At 57.4% G+C, this 22236-nt stretch carries 22 protein-coding genes; 12 read left to right on the top strand and 10 right to left on the bottom strand.

Going from position 1 to position 22236, the window contains the following annotated elements; all coding sequences use genetic code 11:
- Positions 1-85 precede the first annotated feature (85 nt).
- The 4 genes from QPM17_RS04125 (at position 86) to QPM17_RS04110 (ending at position 3144) form a co-directional block, all read left to right on the top strand.
- Entirely contained in the window at positions 86-1213 is a 1128-nt protein-coding gene (locus QPM17_RS04125) for a hypothetical protein (RefSeq protein ID WP_285389007.1), read from the top strand.
- Between the two features lie 59 nt (positions 1214-1272).
- A complete protein-coding gene (locus tag QPM17_RS04120) occupies positions 1273-1401 on the top strand; it encodes a hypothetical protein (protein ID WP_285389006.1) in 129 nt (42 codons plus the stop codon).
- Complete coding sequence (locus QPM17_RS04115; RefSeq protein ID WP_285389005.1) at positions 1398-2426, top strand: DUF6708 domain-containing protein; 1029 nt, start codon at positions 1398-1400, stop codon at positions 2424-2426. Before QPM17_RS04120 ends, QPM17_RS04115 begins: the two co-directional genes overlap by 4 nt.
- A 139-nt stretch (positions 2427-2565) precedes the next feature.
- Positions 2566-3144 carry a DUF3304 domain-containing protein gene (locus QPM17_RS04110; protein WP_285389004.1) on the top strand — a complete coding sequence of 193 codons (579 nt, stop codon included), beginning with the start codon at positions 2566-2568 and terminating at the stop codon, positions 3142-3144.
- Positions 3145-3150: 6 nt separating this feature from the next.
- Here QPM17_RS04110 and QPM17_RS04105 read toward each other — a convergent pair whose 3' ends face one another.
- Positions 3151-3960: a substrate-binding periplasmic protein gene (locus QPM17_RS04105; RefSeq protein ID WP_285389003.1), complete on the bottom strand. Its 810-nt coding sequence runs from the start codon at positions 3958-3960 to the stop codon at positions 3151-3153.
- A 176-nt stretch (positions 3961-4136) separates the two neighbouring features.
- Positions 4137-6014, bottom strand: coding sequence for an MFS transporter (locus QPM17_RS04100; RefSeq protein ID WP_285389002.1), 1878 nt, complete (start codon positions 6012-6014; stop codon positions 4137-4139).
- Positions 6015-6179: 165 nt separating this feature from the next.
- On the opposite strand from QPM17_RS04100, the gene QPM17_RS04095 reads away from it, so the two are divergent.
- Entirely contained in the window at positions 6180-7241 is a 1062-nt protein-coding gene (locus QPM17_RS04095) for a GGDEF domain-containing protein (protein WP_285388998.1), read from the top strand.
- A gap of 11 nt (positions 7242-7252) precedes the next feature.
- Here QPM17_RS04095 and QPM17_RS04090 read toward each other — a convergent pair whose 3' ends face one another.
- The gene (locus tag QPM17_RS04090) at positions 7253-8176 is read right to left on the bottom strand and encodes a DUF1853 family protein (RefSeq protein WP_285388997.1); all 924 of its coding nucleotides are present in this window, start codon (positions 8174-8176) and stop codon (positions 7253-7255) included.
- Between the two features lie 31 nt (positions 8177-8207).
- Between QPM17_RS04090 and QPM17_RS04085 the strand changes: the two genes are divergently transcribed.
- From QPM17_RS04085 to QPM17_RS04070, 4 genes are all read left to right on the top strand, one after another.
- Positions 8208-8648, top strand: coding sequence for a VOC family protein (locus tag QPM17_RS04085; protein ID WP_285388995.1), 441 nt, complete (start codon positions 8208-8210; stop codon positions 8646-8648).
- Between the two features lie 108 nt (positions 8649-8756).
- On the top strand, positions 8757-10163 hold the full coding sequence (locus QPM17_RS04080; RefSeq protein WP_285388993.1) for a mannose-1-phosphate guanylyltransferase/mannose-6-phosphate isomerase: 1407 nt from the start codon (positions 8757-8759) through the stop codon (positions 10161-10163).
- A 57-nt stretch (positions 10164-10220) separates the two neighbouring features.
- Complete coding sequence (locus QPM17_RS04075; RefSeq protein ID WP_285388991.1) at positions 10221-11630, top strand: Clp protease N-terminal domain-containing protein; 1410 nt, start codon at positions 10221-10223, stop codon at positions 11628-11630.
- Complete coding sequence (locus tag QPM17_RS04070; RefSeq protein ID WP_285388990.1) at positions 11602-11979, top strand: hypothetical protein; 378 nt, start codon at positions 11602-11604, stop codon at positions 11977-11979. Before QPM17_RS04075 ends, QPM17_RS04070 begins: the two co-directional genes overlap by 29 nt.
- Before the next feature lie 58 nt (positions 11980-12037).
- Here QPM17_RS04070 and QPM17_RS04065 read toward each other — a convergent pair whose 3' ends face one another.
- On the bottom strand, positions 12038-12619 hold the full coding sequence (locus tag QPM17_RS04065) for a cold-shock protein (RefSeq protein ID WP_285388988.1): 582 nt from the start codon (positions 12617-12619) through the stop codon (positions 12038-12040).
- Between the two features lie 185 nt (positions 12620-12804).
- Between QPM17_RS04065 and QPM17_RS04060 the strand changes: the two genes are divergently transcribed.
- A complete protein-coding gene (locus QPM17_RS04060; RefSeq protein ID WP_285388987.1) occupies positions 12805-13023 on the top strand; it encodes a SlyX family protein in 219 nt (72 codons plus the stop codon).
- 15 nt (positions 13024-13038) lie between these two features.
- On the opposite strand, the gene dapE is transcribed toward QPM17_RS04060, so the two are convergent.
- Genes dapE through map form a run of 6 tightly spaced genes read right to left on the bottom strand, consistent with a single transcriptional unit; the run spans position 13039 to position 20164 of the window.
- The gene (dapE, locus tag QPM17_RS04055) at positions 13039-14175 is read right to left on the bottom strand and encodes a succinyl-diaminopimelate desuccinylase (protein ID WP_285388984.1); all 1137 of its coding nucleotides are present in this window, start codon (positions 14173-14175) and stop codon (positions 13039-13041) included.
- Positions 14162-15190: a 2,3,4,5-tetrahydropyridine-2,6-dicarboxylate N-succinyltransferase gene (dapD, locus tag QPM17_RS04050; RefSeq protein ID WP_285388982.1), complete on the bottom strand. Its 1029-nt coding sequence runs from the start codon at positions 15188-15190 to the stop codon at positions 14162-14164. The genes dapE and dapD overlap by 14 nt, the downstream gene beginning before the upstream one ends.
- Before the next feature lie 17 nt (positions 15191-15207).
- Positions 15208-15552: an ArsC family reductase gene (locus tag QPM17_RS04045; protein WP_285388980.1), complete on the bottom strand. Its 345-nt coding sequence runs from the start codon at positions 15550-15552 to the stop codon at positions 15208-15210.
- Positions 15549-16751 carry a succinyldiaminopimelate transaminase gene (gene dapC, locus QPM17_RS04040; RefSeq protein ID WP_285388979.1) on the bottom strand — a complete coding sequence of 401 codons (1203 nt, stop codon included), beginning with the start codon at positions 16749-16751 and terminating at the stop codon, positions 15549-15551. The genes QPM17_RS04045 and dapC overlap by 4 nt, the downstream gene beginning before the upstream one ends.
- A complete protein-coding gene (locus tag QPM17_RS04035) occupies positions 16748-19393 on the bottom strand; it encodes a [protein-PII] uridylyltransferase (protein ID WP_285388978.1) in 2646 nt (881 codons plus the stop codon). Before QPM17_RS04035 ends, dapC begins: the two co-directional genes overlap by 4 nt.
- Entirely contained in the window at positions 19394-20164 is a 771-nt protein-coding gene (gene map, locus QPM17_RS04030; protein WP_285388977.1) for a type I methionyl aminopeptidase, read from the bottom strand.
- Between the two features lie 285 nt (positions 20165-20449).
- Between map and rpsB the strand changes: the two genes are divergently transcribed.
- Together rpsB and tsf are read left to right on the top strand one after the other, a co-directional pair.
- Positions 20450-21202, top strand: coding sequence for a 30S ribosomal protein S2 (rpsB, locus tag QPM17_RS04025; protein ID WP_285388976.1), 753 nt, complete (start codon positions 20450-20452; stop codon positions 21200-21202).
- A gap of 95 nt (positions 21203-21297) precedes the next feature.
- Positions 21298-22167: a translation elongation factor Ts gene (tsf, locus tag QPM17_RS04020; RefSeq protein WP_285388975.1), complete on the top strand. Its 870-nt coding sequence runs from the start codon at positions 21298-21300 to the stop codon at positions 22165-22167.
- Positions 22168-22236: the final 69 nt, after the last annotated feature.

The raw sequence follows: 22236 nt of genomic DNA, 5'->3' as shown, positions 1-22236 counted from the left end.
GGGTGTTGACCGCCGCATGGCGCATCCAGCCGGGGCGAAGGGGGATGTTCTCCCGCCAGCCACTCATAGTGACGGATGGACTTTAATGACCCCCAAGAATGCCCAGTCAGAACAGCCGCCCCGCGCGGGTCGTTCCGAGCCCTTCCCGAGTGGCCGGCTGACCTTTTTATCCCCCAAACCCCTGCCAACCGGCCTGCCACGGGTGGATCATGGCCATGCGGTGGGGGAAGTGAATGACGGCTACCTGGATTTTGGAGCGGGGACACCGCCGGTGTTTGGTTGGCAAATGGCGCTTGGCGGGCCTTTTTTTTGCTTTTTGCTTGGTGCTTTCTTTTTTCCTTTCGTTGTTTTTCTTGGAGGGTTTGCTTTTGGTAATGGCTGGGAAGATGCTCTTTGGGGGTGGCGAGTAACCTTTGATTACGCCTTCTGGATTGCGGTTTGGGGGTGTAGTTTCTTCTTGCTGTTGGGCCTCGGTATCTCGTACCGAGATCACCTGAAGCTGGAATCCATTATCCCCACCCGCTTCAACCGCCAACGCCGCGAAGTGTGTTTTGTACCGGAGGGAGAGAAGACGCCGATCTTTGTCCCCTGGGAAGAACTGGTCGCCTGGGTGACCGAAGCCCAGGGCGTTACCGAGTATGGCGTGCAACGCCAATACGGCTTTGGCATTGGCTTCTATCACCCGGACACGGGCGAGAAATACACCCTGGAGTTTGAAACCTACGGCCAGCCCCAGGCCATCAGCACCTGGGAGGCCATCCGGGCCTATATGGAGTACGAAGTGCACACCCTGAAAGAGATCCAGGACCCATTGGAACTTCAGGGTCCGGATGATCCGCCCTGGGAGGGTGTCCATGTTTTCCGCAATGCCCGCAAACGCCTTCATGAGGAATACCGGGAAGGCAAGCGGGGAGTGCTCTACCTGACCGGCTGGTACCTGTACCACCTGATGACCTTCTGGACCCTCCCGAACCGGTTGGTGGAGTGGGAGGTCAGGAAGATCAAACGCATGAGCAGGAAAACGCTGCCCAAGGCCATGGCGGAGTGGTCTGAATCGCTTCCGGAAGACCAATGGGCCAAACCTAGCGAGGAACTGAAGCGCCAAAGCAAGCGGGTGCTGGAACTGCAAAAAGTGGATCCGCAAAAGCCGGTTACTGAGGTCTTTGCCCAGGTTGGTGAGGAGCTTGCAGGTGAGGCCTCGATGACTGCGTAACCTGGCGCTGCTGGTCCGACACCCTGCATTCAGAGGACCGCTACACCCAGGAGGTGTACATGCTCAAGGTAACGCCGGGCAGTGACTGGCCGGTGACGCCTGTCCAGGAACCTCCCCAGGACAGGGAAGGCAGGACCTTCTGGTACCAGGTACGCAATCCCTTTATGGAACTGGATATCTTCGAATGACGTTGGAAACGCCCAAGGCGGATATAGCGAATGCCCCCAGGGCCGGGCGAAGCGACAGGTTCCCCAGCGGAACGGTGACGTACCTGTCCCCCCTGCCGCTGCCGACGGGGTTACCGGCCGTTGACCACAGTCAGATCGTCACGGAAGTGCGTGATGAATACTTGGAGTTGGGGGCTTTCACGCCGAATGTGTTTAGTTGGCAGGTAACCGTTGGCATACCGATGGGGATGTTCGTTCTTACTTGTGTGGTTTTTCCCATCACGATCTTTCTAGGGGGATTGGTTTGGGGTGAGGGACTGACAGATGCAATTACAACTTCTTTGGAAGCCGTTATTTTCAGTATTCCCTATGGATTGGGTATAACGCTCGCTATCTTGCTCATCACTCTATTTCCCCGATTTCAGGCGTACTTCAAGCTCAGGGGGGTGGTCCCCACTCGTTTCAACCGACAGCGACGGGAAGTGTGCCTTGTGCCCTCGGATTCCGACACCCCGGTGTTTGTGCCCTGGGAAGACATCCAGGCCTGGGTGGTCCAGGCCCAGGGGGCGACCCAGTACGGGGTTCAGCGCCAGTACGGCTTCGGGTTCGGCGGTGTTGACCCGAACACGGGGATGGGCACCAGCCTGGAACTGATGAGTGGCGGCCAACCCCTGGCCATCAGCACCTGGGAGGCGCTGCGGGCCTATATGGAATATGAGGTTAACGCCCTGGAAGAAATCCAGGAGCCGCAGGATCTGCAAAAGCCCGGCGCGCCCCCCCTGGGAAGGTGTGCAGGTCAGAATCACCTCACCGAGTGGGAGGTGCGCAAGGTACAGCGCCTCAACCGTCGGGCCACACCCGAATCGGTGCTGCACTGGTCTGAACCACTGCCGGAAGCGGAGTGGTCCAAGCCTAGCGAAACCTTCAAGCGCTTAAGCCAGAAGGTTCGTGAGAAGCAACAGGCCTGTCCGGGGCGGTTGCCTTATGAAGTCTTTGAGGAAGTGTATGCCGAGGAGGACCGTCTGCCGCTGGCATCGAACATCTGATGAAGTACTAAAACCATTTCAAGGAGGAAATGATGGCAAATAGTGTAAACGCAACCTGCACAGCCTGTAATGGCGCCATTCGGCTGTCACAAGAGGAGCTTGAGCAGCTTGGGAGGTCAGAACCCGTACCCTGCAGTCAATGTCAGACGATGGTAAAGATCAAGACCGATCCGGGCTCAGAGCGCAGAACAAAGCTATCATTGCTTGGCAGTTCGAGATAGCAGGAAAATCGATGATTGGCCACTGGTTAGCGAATAAAATCTTGGATCCACTGCCTGTCTGGCTGCAGGTGGTAATTGTTCCGGCAATCCTTAGCCCGATTGTCTGGAACTATACCTTTATTGCGAAAGAAACGGCTTTCGTTGTCCATAACCATACAGAACGACCTATCTCAGAGGCCATAGTAGGCGATGTCTGGGTTGGGAATGCAGCAGCTTTCAATGGGTATTCAACCGGCAGCGGTGTTATTTGTTGCGCTGCGGTGGAGAAAGACAGGGTTGACGTTACGTGGGGGCTTAGTGTTACGCAAGATCAATATGAATCTGGGATTAGAGGAGAGAAGAGGGAAGAGGAAGTTCTTGTCCCAGAACGCACTGATGGTGATTTTTATCTCCACGTTCATATATACCCTGATGAGGCAGTTAGGCTGTTTTGGAGCGAGACGACCCAGTCCAAATTTCAAGTAGTCAGGGGCAAGATTGGCCATAGAGCTTTATAGGCTACCCTACTCCCCACACTGAGAATCCTCATCCTCAACCACCAGATACCGAACCGGCAACGCGGGTAAGTAGTCGGCAATCAACTCTTCCAGCCGCCCGGATTCCTTCAGTTTGCCCAGCCCCTCGTTAAATTCCCTCAAATACCGTTTACTCTCAGGCACCCGCCGGGACAGGATCAGGTAAAGGTAATCCGATTGCAGGGGCCTGGGGTGGAAGGTGATGGCGTCCTCCAGTTCCAGAGCTTTAAGCATGTCCATGCCCACCGCCGGCTCCATCGGGAACAGGTCGATTCTTCCTGCAGCCAGTTTGCGGAAGTTGGATGCGTCCGAGCTGGTTTGATCCGCGCTGATAGTGCCGGCGGCAACAGCTGCTTCGAATTCTTCACCGTAGTTATAGTCTTGCGTCAGGCCTACCCGGTAGCTTTCAAGATCTTCTATCCTGGCCCAGTCGAAGTCCATGCTGGTTCTGTGGAACAGTACGTAGTGGTGGGTGACGATGGGATCGCTGAAGTGAAAATACTTGAGCAATCTCTGGCGGCAGGTCCAGGCGACGGAACCGTCCCACAGGCCCTTTTCCGCGAGTAACCGGGCCCGTGACCAGGGGAAGAAGCCATAGGTTACCGGTGTGTCGTGCTTCGCGAAAGCCAGGGATACAATGTGTGAAATGACTCCGAAGTGGGGAGGTTTGTTTTCCATGTAGGGCGGCCAGTACCCATTGGTGAGCCTGACGCCTGAATCTGTTTCATTGGCGTGCAGACCGGGGGGCAGGGCAAAGGGTAGAGTCACAGCCAGAAGCAGGTTGCGGAGTCTGTTCACGAACCGGTTACCGTTGGGTCGTCCTTGCAGATACATCGTTCCATCCAGGTATGGTTGTGCGGACTGGGCAATACTGCCCGGCGCGCAGTGTCCACACCGCGCCAGAGGTCATCAAGCGTTATATCCAAAGAGTAGCATCAGCTACGTTCTTTACAACTGCAGCCCAGGGGGCTCGGTTACCGACTGTTCCCTCTCAGGTTTTTCACTTCCTGTTCCAGCGCTTCAGCACTGGCTTTTTGTCCAGGCACTGGCTCGCCAGCCAGCAGTTCAATCCGCGACCAGAAGCGCCTGGGAAAGTGCCTTAACGCAGGCCCGCCGCAGTGGCTGAAGAAGCTTCCCCAGAGCCCTCGCAACGCCATGGGAACGACAGGTACGGGCCGGCGCTCCAGGATGATGTCGACACCGCTGCGGAAGGTGGCCACTTCACCATCGGTCGTCAGGCCGCCCTCCGGAAAGATGCAAACCACGTGGCCTGCATCCAGCTCTTCGTCAATTCGTTCGAAGGCGGCGTTGTAGATGTCCGGCACCCGGTTACGGGAGCCGATGGGAATGGTTTTGGCCAGTCTGAATATGGCGCCCAGAATCGGTGTTCTGAAAATCTGGTAGTCCATGACGAAACGGACCGGCCGCCTTACCGCGCCTGCGATAACAAGCGCATCCATGTAAGTGACGTGGTTGCAGACCAGCAGTACCGGGCCTTCCTCGGGAATGCGGTGCAGACCTTCATGTCGAACCCGGTAAATGGTGTGTGAGAGTACCCAGACGATAAAGCGAAGGGCGAAATCCGGCACCTGCTGGTATACAAAACCTGCGATCACCAGGTTCATGATGGACAGTACCAGGAAGAACTCGGGAATACTGAGGCCGATAACACCCAGCATCAGGATCCCCATGATGGCACTGACCACCATGAACAGGGCGTTGAACACGTTCAGTGCCGCGATAACACGCGCGCGCCAGGCCTCCGGAGTTTCTTTTTGTACGAAGGCATAAAGCGGTACGATAAATAGCCCGCCAAAGAAACCGATCCCCAGCAGATCAATGGCCACCTGCCTGTACTGGCTGTCGCTGAGAATCATCCACCAGTCGGTGGGTACCGGGTTGGCCGGCATGTTGAAGTAGAGGTCAAGGCCGAACAGGCTGATTCCCAGGGAGCCTATGGGCACAATGCCCAGTTCTATCCGATGCCCGGACAGCCGTTCACAGGCCATGGACCCCAATGCAATGCCAATCGTAAAAGTCGCCAGCAGCAGGGTAACGACCGTCTCGTCGCCCATGAGATCAGTCTGGGCAAAGCTGGGGAACTGGGTGAGGTAAGCTGCACCGAGAAACCAGAACCATGAGATGGCCATGATGCACAGCAGGACAGAATGGTTTTCCGCAGCCAGGCGCATCAGGTGCCAGGTTTCCTGCAGGGGGCGAAGGCTTACTGTCATTTCGGAATGGGTTTGACCGGTAACCGGGACTTTCCGTGCAGCCAGATAGCCAAGCACGGCTAGGGCGAGGACCCCCACGGCTGCGAGTTTCTCCGGCTGGTCGCTGCCCATCAACAGGCCTGCAGCGATAGTGCCTGCCAGAATCGCCACGAATGTACCCATTTCCACCAGCGCATTACCGCCCACCAGTTCGTCATCCTCGAGGACCTGGGGCAGAATGGCGTACTTTACCGGACCGAAAAAGGTGGATTGAACGCCCATCAGGAATAACAGTAACAGGAGCGATTCGTACCACCCATACCAGAGCCCAACGCCAGCCAGTGCCATGATGGCGATTTCCGCCAACTTGACCCAGCGAATCACCCGGGACTTTTCGTACTTGTCTGCCAGTTGCCCCGCGATACCCGAAAACAGGAAAAAGGGCAGGATGAAGAGGAAGGCCGCCATGTTGACCACCACGTCGATGGGCAGTCCCAGCAGCCCTCCGGTGGCGTAGGTGATCAGCAACAAAAGGATGTTGCGGAACAGGTTGTCGTTAAAGGCTCCTGAGAACTGCGTCAGGAATAATGGCAGGAATCGCCGTTCTGAAAGCAGCCGGAACTGGCTGTGATCATCCATGACTGGTGTCCATTGCTGTCTTGTTGGTGCCCGGTAGTCTGCCACAAACCGTTTGTTGAAGCAGTGTGCCGGATTCGCCGGATCCGGGTTTCTTATGATTGTGAGAGGCAGGTTTGTGATTTTCGGAGTAATCTGAAGGCAATTAACCGGGAAGTATCCATTCTTATGAGTCAGGCAAAATCCATGTCAGTCAGGGAGCCAATCAGGGAACGTCGTCCGCAATTCTGGCAGGTAGCCAGGCGCTGTTGCCAGATTGCTGCCACGGTGGATGTGGCGTTTTTCTTTCTCTTCCATCTCCTTGATTCCCCGATCCTGGCCTGGATCAACGTGGTCAGCGTTACCATGTACGTGGTGGCTTACCGGGCTCTGGGCAAACAACAGAATCGTCTGGCCATTACTCTTATCTGGGCGGAAGTGATTATTCATGCTGGTCTTGGCGTTGTGCTCATTGGGTGGGGGAGCGGCTTTCACTATTACCTGCTGATGTTTATTCCGGCGCTGTTCGTCAGTATGCGGCTGAAAGGGGCGGTGGTGGCGCTCGCCGCTTTATGGGGTTATTACGTGGCCCTGTACCTTCTGATGTGGTTCATTGAGCCATTGCAGCCCATTGCGCCCGGTGCCCTGCTTGGTGTCTATCTGTTCAACCTGAGCGTGGTATTCGCCATGTTCAGTTATCTCTCTTTCTTCTATCTCACCATGGTGACCTCAGCAAACCGGAAGCTGCGGCGAATGGCAACAACGGATTCGCTTACGGGCCTTTTCAATCGTCGCCACATGACCTATCTGGCAGAGAAAGAACTGGCCCGTTTTCGGCGAAGTGGCCACCCGACGGCATTCCTCGTGCTCGACATTGATCACTTCAAGACCATTAACGATCAATATGGCCATGAAGCCGGTGACAGGGTGCTTGAAGAGGTTGCCGGTATTATCAAGGCCCAGTTGCGTGCCCAGGACCTGATTGCCCGGTGGGGTGGGGAGGAATTCCTTGCCGTACTTCCCGATACGCAGCTGCACAGTGCCCAGGCCAGTGCGGAACGTGTGCGGGAGGCCCTCCTGTCCCATGTCTGGCTGACGCCGAGCGGAGAGCGGATCGACATTACCATCAGTGCCGGTGTCAGCGAGTTTCGCGGGGAGGACGACCTGAATTCCGCGATCAACCGGGCAGATCGTGCGCTCTATCGCAGCAAGGAAGGCGGCCGGAACCGCGTTGAGGTTGAAACCGTTTAGGCGCGCCAGATTCAGCCCTTGCGTGACTGTTCGGGCCAGGCCGCTGGCACCACGAACAGGCGCGATGTTTCCCACCAGTAGCCATCCGCCGGAGATCGCTCGAGCACCGCAAACAGTCTGGGAATGCCGGCTGAACGGACAACCTCCAGCGCCGCTTCGGTCTCCTGGTAGTCCGGTGCCTCTTCCTGGCACCAGGGGCCCAGCCAGTGAGGCTTGATCAGCGGAATCCAGCGTCTGGTGTTGTCCATCATCTGGTCCAGTTCGTCAACATAGAGCCAGTCACCCCGAAGGTGGTCCGGTGGTATGCCAGTGGGCGGTGAGACGGTTTCACCCAACGGATAGAACAGATAGCCGGGCATGAAAATCCTTGGCCGGGTGGGTGTCTCAATGCCCAGTGACTCCAGAAGGGTGAGTGCCTCTGGCCTTTCGGACATCTGGCTCTGGTGGCTTATCAGCCGCTGGGTTTTGATATCCAGACGATCCCTTGAATTGGGTCCGTACCACAAGGGGATGTCCCGCCCTGCATCGAGATGGCCAAGGTAGAACTTCACCGCAATTTCGTGGTGTTCAACAACATTATCCGCGGGATTCCGGACCACGAAATCCAGCTCGCCGAGGGTAATGCCGTTGTTTCTGACGGGCTGGTTCTTCAATAGAATCTCCCAGCCGAGCAGGTCCTGTATCAGGCATTCGTACAGACGCTCGAAGTAGTGCCCCAGGCGCGGGGCAGGCTCTTCAGTCAGTACCGCCGGACCCCGGTGGGGAGCGCTATCCCAGGCCTTCAACCGTTGTTCCGTGTCTTGCGGCAGGTGATTTTCCGGAGCAAATCCCATCGCAGAGCTGATAAGCTGGGGGGCATGACACATCCATGCCAGATGGCGCACGGCTGGAACGCGGTATTGAAGATGGACTGTGCTTTCAGAACGCTGACTCATGGCGGCAGGATAACCCAACAGGAGGAACAATATGCAGTATCTTCACACAATGATCCGGGTCAGCAACCTGGATGAGACCCTGCACTTTTTCTGTGACTTGCTGGGCATGGTTGAAATCAATCGCAAGAGTAGTGACAAGGGCCGTTTCACCCTGGTGTTCCTCGCAGCCCCGGATGATGAAGCGCGAGCCAGAGAAGACAGGTCTCCGATGATTGAACTGACCTACAACTGGGATCCGGAGGAATACACCGGTGGCCGCAACTTCGGGCATCTGGCCTACCGGGTGGACGATATCTATTCGCTGTGTAGTCACTTGCAGGCCAATGGCGTTACCATCAACCGGCCACCCCGTGATGGCCACATGGCGTTTATCCGGTCACCGGATGGCATTTCCATTGAACTGCTCCAGGAAGGCGAGTCGTTGCCACCCAGGGAGCCCTGGGCAAGTATGGAAAATACCGGCACCTGGTGAACAGGCGACCGATGTGCACCCAAAGTGAAACCGGCTTAATGGCTGTCGGCAGGACAATCCGGCGGCCTTTGGGGTAAAATTCGCGAAAATTCAAGACAAGGACGACCCATGCTTGCAGTGATTCTTTCTGGTGGTTCCGGCACCCGTTTATGGCCACTATCCCGTGAAGCCTATCCCAAGCAGTTTTTGCCGGTGGTGTCTGACGATACCCTGCTGGCGGAAACCATCGACCGTGGCCTGGCCCTGGGCGACAAGGCCAGGGTGATGGCGATCACCAATGAGGAGCACCGGTTTGTGGTGGCGGCTCATCTACAGGCCCAGGCGCCGGAGCGCAGCGCTGGCATCATCCTGGAGCCGGTCGGCCGCAACACCGCTCCGGCAATCGCCCTGGCAGCACTGGCAGCAGCTGAGGAAAACCCCGAAGAATTACTGCTGGTGATGCCCTCGGACCACGTGCTGAAGAGCCCGGACGTGTTCCGCCAGGCTGTAAGTCAGGGCGCCGAGGCGGCCCGGGAAGGGAAACTGGTCACTTTTGGCATCGTACCTAATGCACCGCACACCGGTTATGGCTACATCAAGGCCGGCCAGGCCCATGAAGGCTATAACGACGTGGCTGCCTTTGTGGAAAAACCGGATGAAGACACGGCTCGCCGGTATCTTGAAGAAGGCGACTATTTCTGGAACAGCGGCATGTTCCTGTTCCGGGCTGATCGTTATCTGCAGGAGCTGGAAAGCCAGCAGCCGGAGATGATCAAAGCCTGTCGGGCCGCGTGGAAAGAGCGCAACACCGACATGGATTTTACCCGCGTGGGAGTCGACGCCTTCAAGGCCTGCCCGGATGACTCCATCGATTACGCCGTAATGGAGAAAACCCGAGACGCCGTCGTGGTTCCGCTGGACGCGGGCTGGTCAGATGTGGGCTCCTGGTCTGCACTCTGGGACATTCAGCCCCACGATGAGAACAACAATGTCTGTCGGGGAGATGTCATCACAGAAGACGTTTCCGGCTCCTACATTCACTCCGAGGGGCGACTGATTGCTGCACTGGGTATAACCGATCACGTCATCGTTGAGACCGATGATGTGGTATTGGTGGCCGACCGTAACCGGGTTCAGGATGTGAAGAAACTGGTTGCCCAGGTTAAGGCTCAGGGCCGCCACGAACACAGGTTCCACAAGAAGGTGCACCGTCCCTGGGGAACTTACGAAGGCATTGCCATGGGCGAGCGTTTTCAGGTCAAGCGTATTACCGTCAAGCCGGGCGCTTCCCTGTCGCTGCAGAAACACCATCACCGTGCCGAGCACTGGGTGGTAGTCAAAGGAACAGCGACGGTAAACCGGGGGGACGACGTTTTGCTGCTGACCGAAGACCAGTCCACCTATATTCCGCTGGGAGTTACCCATCGGCTGACCAATCCGGGGGTGATTCCTCTGGAGCTGATAGAAGTGCAGACCGGAAGCTACCTTGGTGAGGACGACATCGTGCGTTTCGAAGACACCTACAACCGGGTCTGATCGGTTTGAGTAACACGGCATCAGGACGATGCCTCTGATTATCACAAGGAGAAGTGAATGGAAGACTGGCAAGGATGCCTGAGCCCCCTCTGTCAAACTGCACTGCAACGAGCGCGTGACAGCGTTGCCCATCGTGGCGGCTATGCCATCACCGTGGAAGATTTCCTGCTGGCGCTGCTGGACGGAGAACCTGTCATCTGCGATTTTCTTCGCGGTTGCGGTGTCGATCTTGATGAACTTACCCGGACTATCCAGTGTGAACAGCCCATCGTTACGGAAGTTGGTGGTGAGGGGCTGCTGTCCTCGCAACTCATGTACTGGTTTTCCTGCGCCCGCGAACTGAGCAATGCACCCTGGCTGGACTGGCCGGTACTGTTATCGGTGCTGACGCGTAACGCCGAACGGCTGCAGGAAAAAGCCTATGTCGCCGTGCTGGAACTGGTGAGCCGCTGGCCGGCAGAGGATGAAAACCTGCACCAGGTTGCCGATACAGCCGTTCCGGGAGATGCTCCCGTGGTGATTACCGATCTTGATTGGCTGACACTGGCTGAAGATGTGGCTATTACCCTGGCATCGGTTCCCGGGGCCCTGGTGTGGGTCAGGGGGCCAAGGGGCAGTGGTAAAACCAGTTGGCTGCAGGCGTTGCTGCCATTTCTGGAATCCGGCTTTGTCAGACTTGATCTTCGCAACGAGGCGGAGGTGATGGCCAGCGATGGCCCGGCGATGCCGGTCAGTGCCAGTGACCGCAGGGCCTGTCCGGCACTGGTTCTGGACAATATATCGCCGGTGGATCTGGCTGCCATGCTGGCATCCGAGCATGGCATTGCCAGAGGTCTGGTGACCGGGTACCCGGGCCCGATCATCATGCTGGGGCCTGATTCACCGGATGCTGGTGAGTCCATAGGGCTGCTTGAGCGGTTTCTGGGAAGGGATCTTGATGTGTTCGACATGCCTGCGACCAGCTCCGGGCAAAAAGCAGCCATACTCACTGCCCACCAGCCGGCCATTGAGCGACACTGGAATGTTGAGCTGTCGCAACCGCTTATCCGTTATGCGGCATCGAGTCGGAGCCGGCTCGTCGGGTCTCCGGGTGGTATGATCCAGTGGGTGGAGCGGGCGGCTGCAAGGCTGAATCTGTTTGCAGAACGCGGATCCATTGAAGGGCTGGCCCTGGCGGGAACAACCGATACACTCAGGCGCCAGGCCCTGGTGGCAATGGCAAGGAATCAACCACTGGAAGGCCTGGAACAGTCCCTGGAAAAGGTCGCCATTGAACGGGCGGCGGCGGAAGTGGCCTGGCACGAACGCAAGGCAGAGGGAACCCTTCGCAGGCTGAAGGTGGACGACCTTCGTCATGAACTGGAGCGCTGGGTTGCAGCGCGTCCCGGGCCGGTTCACTATGTTGTGCATTGTGACCAACCGGCAGGAGAAACAGAGGGTGCAGGATCTCGAAATCTACATTCGTGACCTTGAGTCGTCAGCAGTATCGGACTGGCTGGCCAATCATCTTGATGAGATTGAGCTGGCAGACAACGCGCTGGGCAACCAGGCAGTGAAAGGGACGGCCTGGTATCGAGGGCACAGAGTCCGGGTCAGTCTGTATCCGGGGGCTGGTGGCAAGCGGTTTACGTCTCTCATTCTGGAAGGGGAGGATTTACCCTGGGACTCTGACCTGGACTGTGCCCGCAGTGCCTGGCGGGCAATGGACACTGAAATTCGCTGCAGCCCCGGTGACTGGAAAGAGGGCGAGCCGGTTGAAGACGAGCGCTGGTGGCGGCTGGATCAGCGTGGCGAACAGCTGGCGGTCTGGAACTGACAGAATGAAAAAAGGGGTAGCCATTGGCTACCCCTTTTTTGTCGCAAGGTCCCGGAGGTCAGTCGTCGCTCAGGATAGAGACGTTGTCTGCCTGCAGGCCTTTGTCTGCTTCCACGACACTGAACCGGACCTGCTGGCCCTGGCGTAGTACGCGGCGGCCGCGGCCACGAATCGCACGGAAGTGAACGAACACCTCGTCGCCACTGTCACGAACAATAAAGCCGAAGCCTTTCTTGACGTTGAACCACTTCACCGTGCCCTCTTCGTCGCCTTCAGGGGTGGTGTCGTCGTAATCATCATCGTCGTCATAATCCGGCTCGGACTGTTTGCCCTGCGGCGCCTGGCGCGGTGCGGTGCTGGCGCGAGGGGCCTGCTGCTTTAGTTCTGACGGTTTCTTGGCTGCCAGAGCCACGGTCAAAAAGCCGGCCAGGCCGAACAGAATGACGGCAATCACATAGGCTGCAATACCCTGGGGACTCCCCAATACAAAGGTGGTGCTAGTGGCATCCTCACTTGTGCCGGCCTGTGAAAGAATCTGGAAGAGCTCCGGGGTGAATGTCACCAACAGAAAGCCAAGGATAAAAGGTGACGGTATGGCGACCAGGAGAGCAAGAACGATCGCTTTTGCTGGGTTTTGCATGGACTGAAGTTTCTCCATTCATCAAACGCTAACGATAAAGAACCGGATATCGGGTAAAATCGGGTCTCCGGTCGGTGAAAACCGCCAGGATTCCGAAAGGCATCTACATGCCCAGAAAATCCCCTGGCGGGCAAAAGCGGCATGATACCAGATAACAGGGAGCGCTGACCAAGCGGCATTACCACATGAGCGAGAAAGATCTACAGGCACGGCTGGACGAGTTGGAAACCCGGCTGGCATTCCAGGACGACATCATCCACACCCTGAGCGAGCAGGTCGCGCGTCAGGAACTGGATATCCGCGAACTCTGGGAAGCGAAAAAGCAGCTGAACACTCAGCTCAAGGAAGTATCTTCGTCCAATATCAGAAAGGAAGAAGACGAAGCGCCCCCTCCCCATTACTGATCTGCCTGTGACTGATCAGGCCAGTAGCTCGACCAGAACCTGTTCGTAAATCTCTGACAGGGTATCCAGGTCTGACGCCTTCACGCACTCATTCACCTTGTGGATGGTGGCGTTGATGGGGCCCAGTTCCAGAACTTGCGCGCCGGTAGGTGCGATAAAACGCCCGTCGGAAGTGCCGCCGGAGGTGGACAGCTCGGTTTCCCGGCCGGTGGTATTCCTGATGGCATTCTTCGCCGCCGACACCAGCGCACCACGGTCCGTGAGGAAAGGGCGGCCACTCAGGTGCCATTGCAGGTCGTACTTCAGCTGGTGACGGTCGAGAATGGCAACCACTCGCTCTTCCAGACTTTCCGCCGTGTTTTCCGTGCAGTAGCGGAAGTTGAAGTGCACCAGGCACTCACCCGGAATGATGTTGCTGCCGGTGCCAGCCTCGATTCTGGTGATCTGGAAGGTAGTGGGTGGGAAGAAATCATTGCCGTTGTCCCAGAATTCTTTTGCCAGGGCGTCCAGTGCGGGGGCAACGGTATGAACCGGGTTTTCTGCCAGATGGGGATAGGCAACATGGCCCTGGGTGCCGTGTACCGTCAGGTAACCGTGGAGTGAGCCGCGCCGGCCGTTCTTGATGACATCGCCAACCTCATGGGTACTGGACGGCTCGCCAATCAGGCACCAGTCGATTTTCTCATTCCTGGCCTCCAGGGTTTCCACCACTTTCACGGTGCCGTGCTGGGCAGGGCCCTCCTCGTCGCTGGTAATCAGCAGAGCGATGGAACCCCGATGATCCGGGTACCTGGCCACGAAGCGCTCGCAGGCGGTAACAAACGCCGCCAGGCTGCCTTTCATGTCAGCGGCGCCACGGCCGTGGAGGTAGCCATCGTCGATAACGGCATCGAACGGAGGATGGCGCCAGTTTTTCTCCGGGCCGGTGGGAACAACATCGGTATGGCCGGCAAATGCCAGCAGCGGCCCGTCCGAGCCTTTGCGGGCCCAGAGATTGTCCGTGTCGCCAAAGCGCAGAGCCTCGCCCTTGAAGCCCAGGGCTGAGAGTCGAGACATCATCAACTCCTGACAGCCGGCGTCGTCCGGAGTGACGGACGGCCGGCGGATCAGGTCAATGGCAAGGTCAAGAGTGGGGGAATTAGTTGTTTGCATGCAGCTCTTCGTTCAGCTCAATGGCGGTCTTGTTGGTTTTGCATTCAACCGCGCCGGTCTGGCTGTTACGGCGGAACAGCAGGTCTGGCTTGTTGGCCAGGTCCCGTGCCTTGATGACTTCAACCAGTTCGTTGTTGTCGTCCAGCAGGGCTACCTTGGTACCTGCCGTTATGTACAGGCCGGCTTCCACCTTGCAGCGGTCTCCCAGGGGAATGCCAATACCGGCGTTGGCGCCGATCAGGCAGTTTTCGCCCACGGAGATGATGATGTTGCCACCGCCCGAGAGAGTGCCCATGGTGGAGCAGCCGCCGCCCAGGTCTGAACCCTTGCCGATCATCACGCCGGCGGAAATGCGGCCTTCAATCATACTGGTGCCTTCCGTGCCGGCATTGAAGTTGATAAAGCCTTCATGCATCACGGTGGTACCTTCGCCCACATAGGCGCCCAGACGAACGCGGGCGGTGTCGGCGATGCGTACGCCCTTGGGCACCACGTAATCGGTCATCTGCGGGAACTTGTCCACGGATTTTACTTCCAGTGTGCGGCCTTCAAGGCGGGCCTTGAGCTGGCGGTCCGGCAATTCGTTCAGGTCGATGGCACCTTCGCTGGTCCAGGCCAGGTTGGGCAGCAGTCCGAAGATGCCATCCAGTTTCAGCTCATGGGGTCTGGCCTGGCGGCTGGAGATCAGATGCAGCTTGAGGTAGACCTCCGGAGTGCTGGAGGCGGTGTCATCCGTGTCCAGCAGGGTAACCACAACCGGGCGGCGGCTTTCGGCAGCCTTGCCCGCCAGTGTGGACTGCTCCATCTGGCCAAGCTGGCGCAAACCGTCAGACAGCGCCTTTAGCTGATCAGGAGTTGCCGATATCGCCTGGTTGCCGTCCTGGTATTCCAGCACATTACGAGCCACTTCGATGAGGCCGTTATCGGGGGTGATGACCGGCTGCTGGTAAAACACTTCCAGCCACTCGCCCTGGTTGTTCTGGGTGCCGATACCAATTCCGAATGCAAAACTCATTGATGTGCTCCTGGTTTTCAGTGTTTGAATCTTTCGGCCCATTCGGCGGCATTAAAGCCGACGCTTACCGTGTTGCCGTGCTCTACCACGGGCCGCTTGATGATGGACGGATTGTCGAGCATCAGGCGATGGGCGGATTGGGCGCCAATATTATCACGAACATCGTCCGGAAGTTTGCGCCAGGTGGTGCCGCGACGGTTCAGCAGTACTTCCCAGCCGGCTGACTGCTCCCAGCGGCTGAGGCGGTCAGCGTCCAGGCCGTCTTTTTTGAAGTCATGGAATTCGTAGTCGATTCCGGCGTCGTCCAGCCATTTCCGGGCTTTTTTGACGGTGTCGCAGTTCCTGATGCCGTAGAGTTTCATGCCTTGTTCGCCTTCACAAATGTCACTATACGTTCTGCGGCTTCCACGCATTCCTCAAGCGGGGCTACAAGGGCCATCCGCACCCGATTCTCACCCGGATTGTGACCATCGACTGTTCGGGACAGGTAGCGGCCGGGCAATACATGCACATTCTGTTGTGCCGACAGCTCCCGTGCGAAGGTTTCGTCGTCCATCGGGGTTTCCGGCCAGAGGTAGAAGCCGGCATCGGGAAAGTCCACATTCATGACCTCCCGAAGGATGGGCACCACAGCCTCGAATTTGGCCCGATAAGCAGCCCGATTCTCCCGCACATGGTCTTCATCATTCCATGCCACAATGCTCGCCAGCTGGTTGTGGATGGGCATGGCGCAGCCGTGATAGGTGCGGTACTTGAGATACCCCTTGAGGATATCCGCGTCGCCGGCGACAAAGCCCGATCGCAGGCCCGGCAGATTGCTACGTTTTGACAGGCTGTGGAACACGATGCAGCGGGCAAAATCGTTGCGGTCGATGGCGGCGCAGGTCTGCAATAACCCTTCCGGTGGCCGGTTTTCATCGGGATACAGTTCGGAATAGCATTCATCGGAAGCGACGATGAAATCATGCCTGTCTGCCAGTTCGATGACCCGTGTCAGGGTTTCCCGGGGGATTACCGAGCCGCTGGGGTTGCCGGGTGAGCACAGGAACAGAACCTGGCAGTCTCGCCATACCGAATCCGGCACCTGATCGAAGTCCGGTATGAAATTGTTGCCGGCATCGCAGGCCAGATAATGGGGTGTTGCACCGGCGAGAAACGCGGCGCCTTCGTAAACCTGGTAGAACGGATTGGGGCTGACCACAGTGGCAGGCCGGCTGGAATCCACCACCGACTGAACCAGCGAGAAGATGCCCTCCCGGGTACCGTTCACCGGAACAATGTGCTGCTCCGGCGTCAGTGTGCCGGGCGCCAGATCAAAGCGCCGGGTCGCCCAGTGCGCGATGGCCTGCCGCAGTTCATCAGTGCCTTTGGTGGTGGGATAGTTGGCCAGCTTGTCCAGGTTATTGGCAATTACCTGCTTTACGAATTCCGGAGACGGGTGCTTGGGTTCACCGATTCCCAGGGAGATCGGTGTCAGATCCCGCGGAACGCTGATGCCGGCTTTGAGTCTGGTCAGTTTTTCGAACGGGTAGGGGTGGAGTCTGTCCAGGTCCGGGTTCATTGAGTGTCGTCCAGCATTTGGCAAAGGTCCTGCTGCAGAGCCTGGCAGACAGCAGGATCACGGATCTGCTCGCCATGCTCATCGGTTACAAAGAATACGTCTTCCACCCGTTCGCCGAGGGTGGCTATCTTGGCGTTGGTCAACCGCACGCGGTGTTCCAGGAGCACCTGCCCGACCCGCGCCAACAAACCCGGGCGATCCGGTGTGACCACTTCCATAACCGTGCGCTGATTGACAGTGTCGTTGGAGAAGGTCACCTCGGTAGGGAAGGCGAAATGCTTGAGCTGTCTGGGGGTGCGCCGGTGGATAATGTCCGGGTAATCCTCAGGGTCATCCAGTTCCTCAATCAGGCGCCTGCGTACCCGGTCCTTTCGGGCCGGGTCGATGCCCAGTGGTTTGCCTTTCTCATCCAGCACAATGTAGGAACTGATGGAGAAGGGGCCTTCACTGGAGCTGATGCGGGCATCAACGATGTTGAGGTTGAGCTGTTCCAGCACGGCTGTGGTGGCCGCGAACAGATCGATGCGATCGCTCATGTAGATAATGATCTGGGAGTAGCCGTCCGTGGGCCCGCCCCGGGTATCACGGATCAGAACCAGTGGGTCCGGGTCATCGCCATGGCGGATGATGGCGGCGGTCTGCCAGGCGATGTCCACCGTGGAGTCCTGCAGGAAGTAGTCCTCGTCCAGGGTATCCCAGATGTTGTCGATCTGCTCGTCGGTCATATTCTGGGCATGGAGAATCTCCCGCGCCTCGGACTGGGTGGCCCGCACCCATTCCTGCCGGTCTACCGGTGTTTCCGAGCCACGTCGGAGCGCCCGCTTGGTCTCAATGTATAGCTGGCGCAGCAGCGAGGCGCGCCAGGTATTCCACAGCTTCGGGTTGGTGGCGCTGATGTCGCACACAGTCAGCACATAAAGGTAATCCAGGTGTATCTGGCTGGGCACCGACTGTGCAAAGCCGTGAATGATATCCGGGTCAGAAATGTCTTTGCGTTGCGCCGTCATCGACATCAGCAGGTGGTTCTCCACCAGCCAGGAGGCCAGCTGGGTATCCCGTTCGCTCAGGTGGTGACGTTTGCAGAAATCCTCTACATCAATGGCGCCCAGCTCTGAGTGGTCACCCCCGCGGCCCTTGGCTACATCGTGATACAGGCCGGCAATGTACAGCGTTTCCAGCTTTGGCAGCCGGTGGATCAGCCGGGAGGCCAGGGGGTAATCATTGCGGGCTTCGGCGCTGTCCAGCCGCACCATGTTACGGATGACACGCATGGTGTGGGCGTCAACCGTGTAGATATGGAAAAGGTCGTGCTGCATCTGGCCGATGATCTGGCCAAACTCAGGCAGGTACCGGCCCAGCACGTTGTATTTCTTCATCGCGGACAGGGTCTGATCGAGGGCGTGTGGAGTCCGCAGCAATTCCATGAACAGTGAGGTAACCGCCAGGTCTGAACGGAAAGCGTCGTCAATCAGATGCCGGTGGGCCCGCAGGGAACGGATGGTGGTGGCCCGGATGCCCTTGATCTCAGGGTGCTGCGCCATCAGCACGAAAATTTCCATAATGGCGTATGGCGCGTAAGCGAAGACCTGATTGTTCACCGCCTCAATATAATAATTGCGAATCTGGAAGCGCTTGTTCAGCGGCAGGATATCGTCGTCGCTGCCTGCGCCCAGAATGGCCTCGTCGTAGTACTGCAGGATTACATCGGTCAGCTCGGCCAGGGCCAGAACGGTTCGGTAATAGGACTGCATCATCAGCTCGACACCGAGCCGCTTACCCTCATCCTGATATCCCAGCATCTCGGCGAGGGCGCGCTGATGGTCAAACAGCAGGCGATTTTCGTTGCGGTCGGCGATGAGTTGCAGTCCGTATCTCAGCCGCCACAGAAAGGTTTCCCCCTGCAGCAGGATCTGGTGCTCTTCTTCAGTCAGAATGCTGAAACGGGTCAGGTCGGCAATGTTCTGCAGCCCGAAGTGCCGCTTGGTAATCCAGCCGATGGTCTGGATGTCGCGCAATGCCCCCGGGGAGCCTTTTACATTGGGCTCCAGGTTGTACTCGGTGTCCCCATACTTCGCGTGACGACGTTTCTGCTCTTCCCGCTTGGCGATGAAGTAGTCGCGGTCGGAGCTGATGGCGTCGGAATACACCTGGTGGCTGAGCTCATCCCGCAGGTCATCCGGGCCGGCAATGGTACGGGTTTCCAGCAGGTTGGTCAGAATGGTGACGTCTTCCCTGGCCGCATCCATGCTTTCCTGAATGCTGCGGACACTGTGGCCGATGTCCAGTTTCAGATCCCACAGCAGGGTTACGAAGGCACCCAGGTCTTCCTGCCAGCTTTCTTCAATACCGTTGCGGGTGAGAATCAGCAGATCGATATCGGAATGGGGGTGGAGTTCGCCCCGGCCATAGCCGCCGACGGCAACCAGAGAGATGTCGGGAGATGAGGCGAAGGCATAGCGGTTCCAGATCAGGGCAAGAACGGTATCCAGAGTCCCGGAGCGGGAGTGAACCAGGGCGCGAACATCCGCCCCCTGTCGAAACGCTTCCGCATCAGCGTTGTAGCGTTCTTTGAGCAGCTCCCGCGCTGCCCGTACGGGAGAAGCATCGTTACTGATCCTGGCTTCCAGTTCGCTGAAGTCCACCTAGAATGACTCTTCCGTACGCTTGGTCAGCACCTCATGGCCATCCGCAGTCACCAGGATAGTATGCTCCCATTGCGCCGAGAGTTTGTGGTCCTTGGTGACCACGGTCCAGCCGTCCGGCAATAACTTGGTCTGGTACTTGCCCTGATTGATCATGGGTTCGATGGTAAAGGTCATGCCTTCCTGCAACTCCATACCGGTGCCAGGCTTGCCGTAGTGCATCACCTGCGGGTCTTCGTGGAACACCTGGCCGATGCCGTGGCCGCAATAATCGCGCACCACTGAATATCGGTGTTTTTCAGCATGCTGCTGGATAACATGGCCGATGTCGCCGAGGCGCGTGCCCGGTTTTACCAGTTCGATACCTTTATATAGGCACTCCTGGGTGATCTGGATCAGGCGCTCGGTTCCTGGCTTGGGTTTGCCAACAATGAACATCTTGCTGGTATCACCATGCCAGCCATCTTTAATGACGGTGACATCAATATTGAGGATGTCGCCTTCCTTTAACACCTTTTTCTCACTGGGGATGCCATGACAGACCACATGGTTCACCGAGGTGCATACGGACTTTGGGAAACCCTTGTAGTTCAGAGGAGCCGGAATGGTCTTCTGCTCGTTCACCATGTAGTCGTGGCAGATCCTGTCCAGTTCTTCGGTTGTTACACCGGGTTTAACGTAGTCGCCGATCATCTCGAGAACTTCAGCCGCCAGGCGGCCGGCGACACGCATCTTTTCGATTTCTTCCGGAGTCTTGATCGATACCTGCATTGGGTTTCCCGTTGATTTGAATCAAACAAGCATTTTAAGGGGGAGTGTGGCCGGGTACAAGGAAGAGGGCGTTGCCGGTGCATTACCGAAGCTACAAATTAATGGAATCAGGCGGCCGGTTTATGGTATAAACGCGCCCGCCGGAAACAAATCCGGCAAATTCGCACACACGTCGGCACGTTGTCCCAGGGTGCCTGCTTCTGTTGCTCACATAAAAAGCAGCGGGTTCAGGTTGGGTCAATCGGACGTGTGGAGGACTAACCCGAAGCTAAAAAGGTAAATATCATGGCTCAGGTAAATATGCGTGACCTGCTGAAGGCAGGCGCTCACTTCGGACACCAGACCCGTTACTGGAACCCGAAAATGTCGAAGTTCATCTTCGGCGCCCGTAACAAGATTCATATCATCAACCTTGAGCAGACTGTTCCTGCCATGAACGATGCGCTGAACTTCGTTCATAACCTCGCAGGCAACAAGAACAAGATCCTGTTCGTTGGCACCAAGCGTGCAGCGGCCAAGATCATCAAGGAAGAAGCACTCCGTTCCAACCAGCCATACGTGAACCATCGCTGGCTCGGCGGCATGCTGACCAACTACAAGACCATCCGCCAGTCGATCCGTCGCTACCGCGACCTGGAAGCGCAGAGCCAGGACGGTACCTTCGATAAGCTGACCAAGAAAGAAGCCCTTGATCGCACCCGTGAAATGGACCGCCTTGAGCGCTCCATCGGTGGTATCAAGGACATGGGCGGCCTGCCGGACGCCATGTTCGTGATCGACGTGGACCACGAGCGCATCGCCATCAAGGAAGCCAACAAACTGGGCATTCCTGTTATCGGCGTGGTTGACACCAACAGCGACCCGGACGGCGTTGATTATGTGATCCCTGGCAACGACGATGCCATCCGCGCGATCCAGATTTACGTGCAGGCCGTTGCTGACACCTGTCTTGAGGCATCTCAGGCCGGCGCTGCTGGCGCTGACGAGTTCGTTGAAGTCAGCGAAGGTGCGGAAGGTGCTGCTCCCGCTGCGGAGTAATATTTTCTTCGCGAACAGGTTGTAGGGTGTGCCCGTGAGTTACCGCCGGGCACACCGGTACAGAATTTGGATTGTAATAGTTAAGAGGAATGAACATGGCTGCAATTACTGCTGCAATGGTCAAAGAGCTCCGTGACCGCACAGGCCTTGGCATGATGGAGTGCAAGAAGGCTCTGGTGGAGGCTGGCGGAAGCGTCGATGCCGCTATTGAAGAACTGCGCAAATCTTCAGGCCTGAAGGCCGCCAAAAAGGCAGGCCGCACAGCCGCTGAAGGTGTTTCCCTGATCAGGGTGTCTGACGACAACACTGTCGCCTATATCCTGGAAGTGAACTCCGAGACCGATTTCGTTGCCCGTGATGACAACTTCATGAACTTCGCCAACGACGTTCTGAATGTTGCCTTCGAAAAAGGCGAAACCGATGTTGCCAAGCTGATGGAAGGCGATCTGGAAGCCAAGCGTGAAGCGCTGGTTCAGAAGATCGGTGAGAACATCACCGTTCGTCGCATCATCAAGGTTGAAGGCCCGGTTGTGGGCGGTTACGTGCACAGCAACAACAAGATCGCTGCGGTTGTCGCCCTGAGCGCCGGTGATCCTGAAGTTGCACGGGACGTTGCCATGCACGTTGCCGCTGTTAACCCGCGTGTTGGCAAGCCGGAAGACATGCCTGCCGATGAGCTCGAGAAAGAGAAAGAGGTCATCAAGGCCCAGCCGGATATGGAAGGCAAGCCTGCTGAAATCATCGAGAAGATGATGGGCGGCCGTATCAAGAAGTTCCTGGCGGAAAACAGCCTGGTTGAGCAACCGTTCGTCAAGAATCCTGACCAGACCGTTGGTCAGCTGATCAAGGACAACGGCGCCGATCTGGCAAGCTTTATTCGTCTGGAAGTCGGCGAAGGTATTGAGAAGGAAGAAGTGGACTTCGCTGCCGAGGTCGCTGCCGCGGCTGGCACCGGCAAGTCCTGATCCTTCTGACAGGTGCCGAAGCACAGGCTGGCGCACCGTTCGAGTCTGCCACGTTAGCTGGAGTAGTCC

This window comes from Marinobacter azerbaijanicus, from assembly GCF_030250645.1.
GTDB lineage: Bacteria > Pseudomonadota > Gammaproteobacteria > Pseudomonadales > Oleiphilaceae > Marinobacter > Marinobacter azerbaijanicus.
The sequence above is the reverse complement of the archived record's forward strand: the minus strand, read 5'-3'. Positions and strand labels throughout refer to the sequence as shown.

What these genes read in the sequence shown, in the direction of transcription:
- QPM17_RS04115 (WP_285389005.1), top strand. Translation starts at nt 1,398, where the DNA reads ATGACGTTGGAAACGCCCAAGGCGGATATAGCGAATGCCCCCAGGGCC.
- map (WP_285388977.1), bottom strand. Translation starts at nt 20,164, where the DNA reads ATGCAGGTATCGATCAAGACTCCGGAAGAAATCGAAAAGATGCGTGTC.
- QPM17_RS04110 (WP_285389004.1), top strand. Translation starts at nt 2,566, where the DNA reads ATGTCAGACGATGGTAAAGATCAAGACCGATCCGGGCTCAGAGCGCAG.
- rpsB (WP_285388976.1), top strand. Translation starts at nt 20,450, where the DNA reads ATGGCTCAGGTAAATATGCGTGACCTGCTGAAGGCAGGCGCTCACTTC.
- QPM17_RS04120 (WP_285389006.1), top strand. Translation starts at nt 1,273, where the DNA reads ATGCTCAAGGTAACGCCGGGCAGTGACTGGCCGGTGACGCCTGTCCAG.
- QPM17_RS04090 (WP_285388997.1), bottom strand. Translation starts at nt 8,176, where the DNA reads ATGAGTCAGCGTTCTGAAAGCACAGTCCATCTTCAATACCGCGTTCCA.
- dapC (WP_285388979.1), bottom strand. Translation starts at nt 16,751, where the DNA reads ATGAACCCGGACCTGGACAGACTCCACCCCTACCCGTTCGAAAAACTG.
- QPM17_RS04080 (WP_285388993.1), top strand. Translation starts at nt 8,757, where the DNA reads ATGCTTGCAGTGATTCTTTCTGGTGGTTCCGGCACCCGTTTATGGCCA.
- QPM17_RS04060 (WP_285388987.1), top strand. Translation starts at nt 12,805, where the DNA reads ATGAGCGAGAAAGATCTACAGGCACGGCTGGACGAGTTGGAAACCCGG.
- QPM17_RS04095 (WP_285388998.1), top strand. Translation starts at nt 6,180, where the DNA reads ATGAGTCAGGCAAAATCCATGTCAGTCAGGGAGCCAATCAGGGAACGT.
- QPM17_RS04085 (WP_285388995.1), top strand. Translation starts at nt 8,208, where the DNA reads ATGCAGTATCTTCACACAATGATCCGGGTCAGCAACCTGGATGAGACC.
- tsf (WP_285388975.1), top strand. Translation starts at nt 21,298, where the DNA reads ATGGCTGCAATTACTGCTGCAATGGTCAAAGAGCTCCGTGACCGCACA.
- QPM17_RS04075 (WP_285388991.1), top strand. Translation starts at nt 10,221, where the DNA reads ATGGAAGACTGGCAAGGATGCCTGAGCCCCCTCTGTCAAACTGCACTG.
- dapE (WP_285388984.1), bottom strand. Translation starts at nt 14,175, where the DNA reads ATGCAAACAACTAATTCCCCCACTCTTGACCTTGCCATTGACCTGATC.
- QPM17_RS04125 (WP_285389007.1), top strand. Translation starts at nt 86, where the DNA reads ATGACCCCCAAGAATGCCCAGTCAGAACAGCCGCCCCGCGCGGGTCGT.
- QPM17_RS04045 (WP_285388980.1), bottom strand. Translation starts at nt 15,552, where the DNA reads ATGAAACTCTACGGCATCAGGAACTGCGACACCGTCAAAAAAGCCCGG.
- dapD (WP_285388982.1), bottom strand. Translation starts at nt 15,190, where the DNA reads ATGAGTTTTGCATTCGGAATTGGTATCGGCACCCAGAACAACCAGGGC.
- QPM17_RS04100 (WP_285389002.1), bottom strand. Translation starts at nt 6,014, where the DNA reads ATGGATGATCACAGCCAGTTCCGGCTGCTTTCAGAACGGCGATTCCTG.
- QPM17_RS04065 (WP_285388988.1), bottom strand. Translation starts at nt 12,619, where the DNA reads ATGCAAAACCCAGCAAAAGCGATCGTTCTTGCTCTCCTGGTCGCCATA.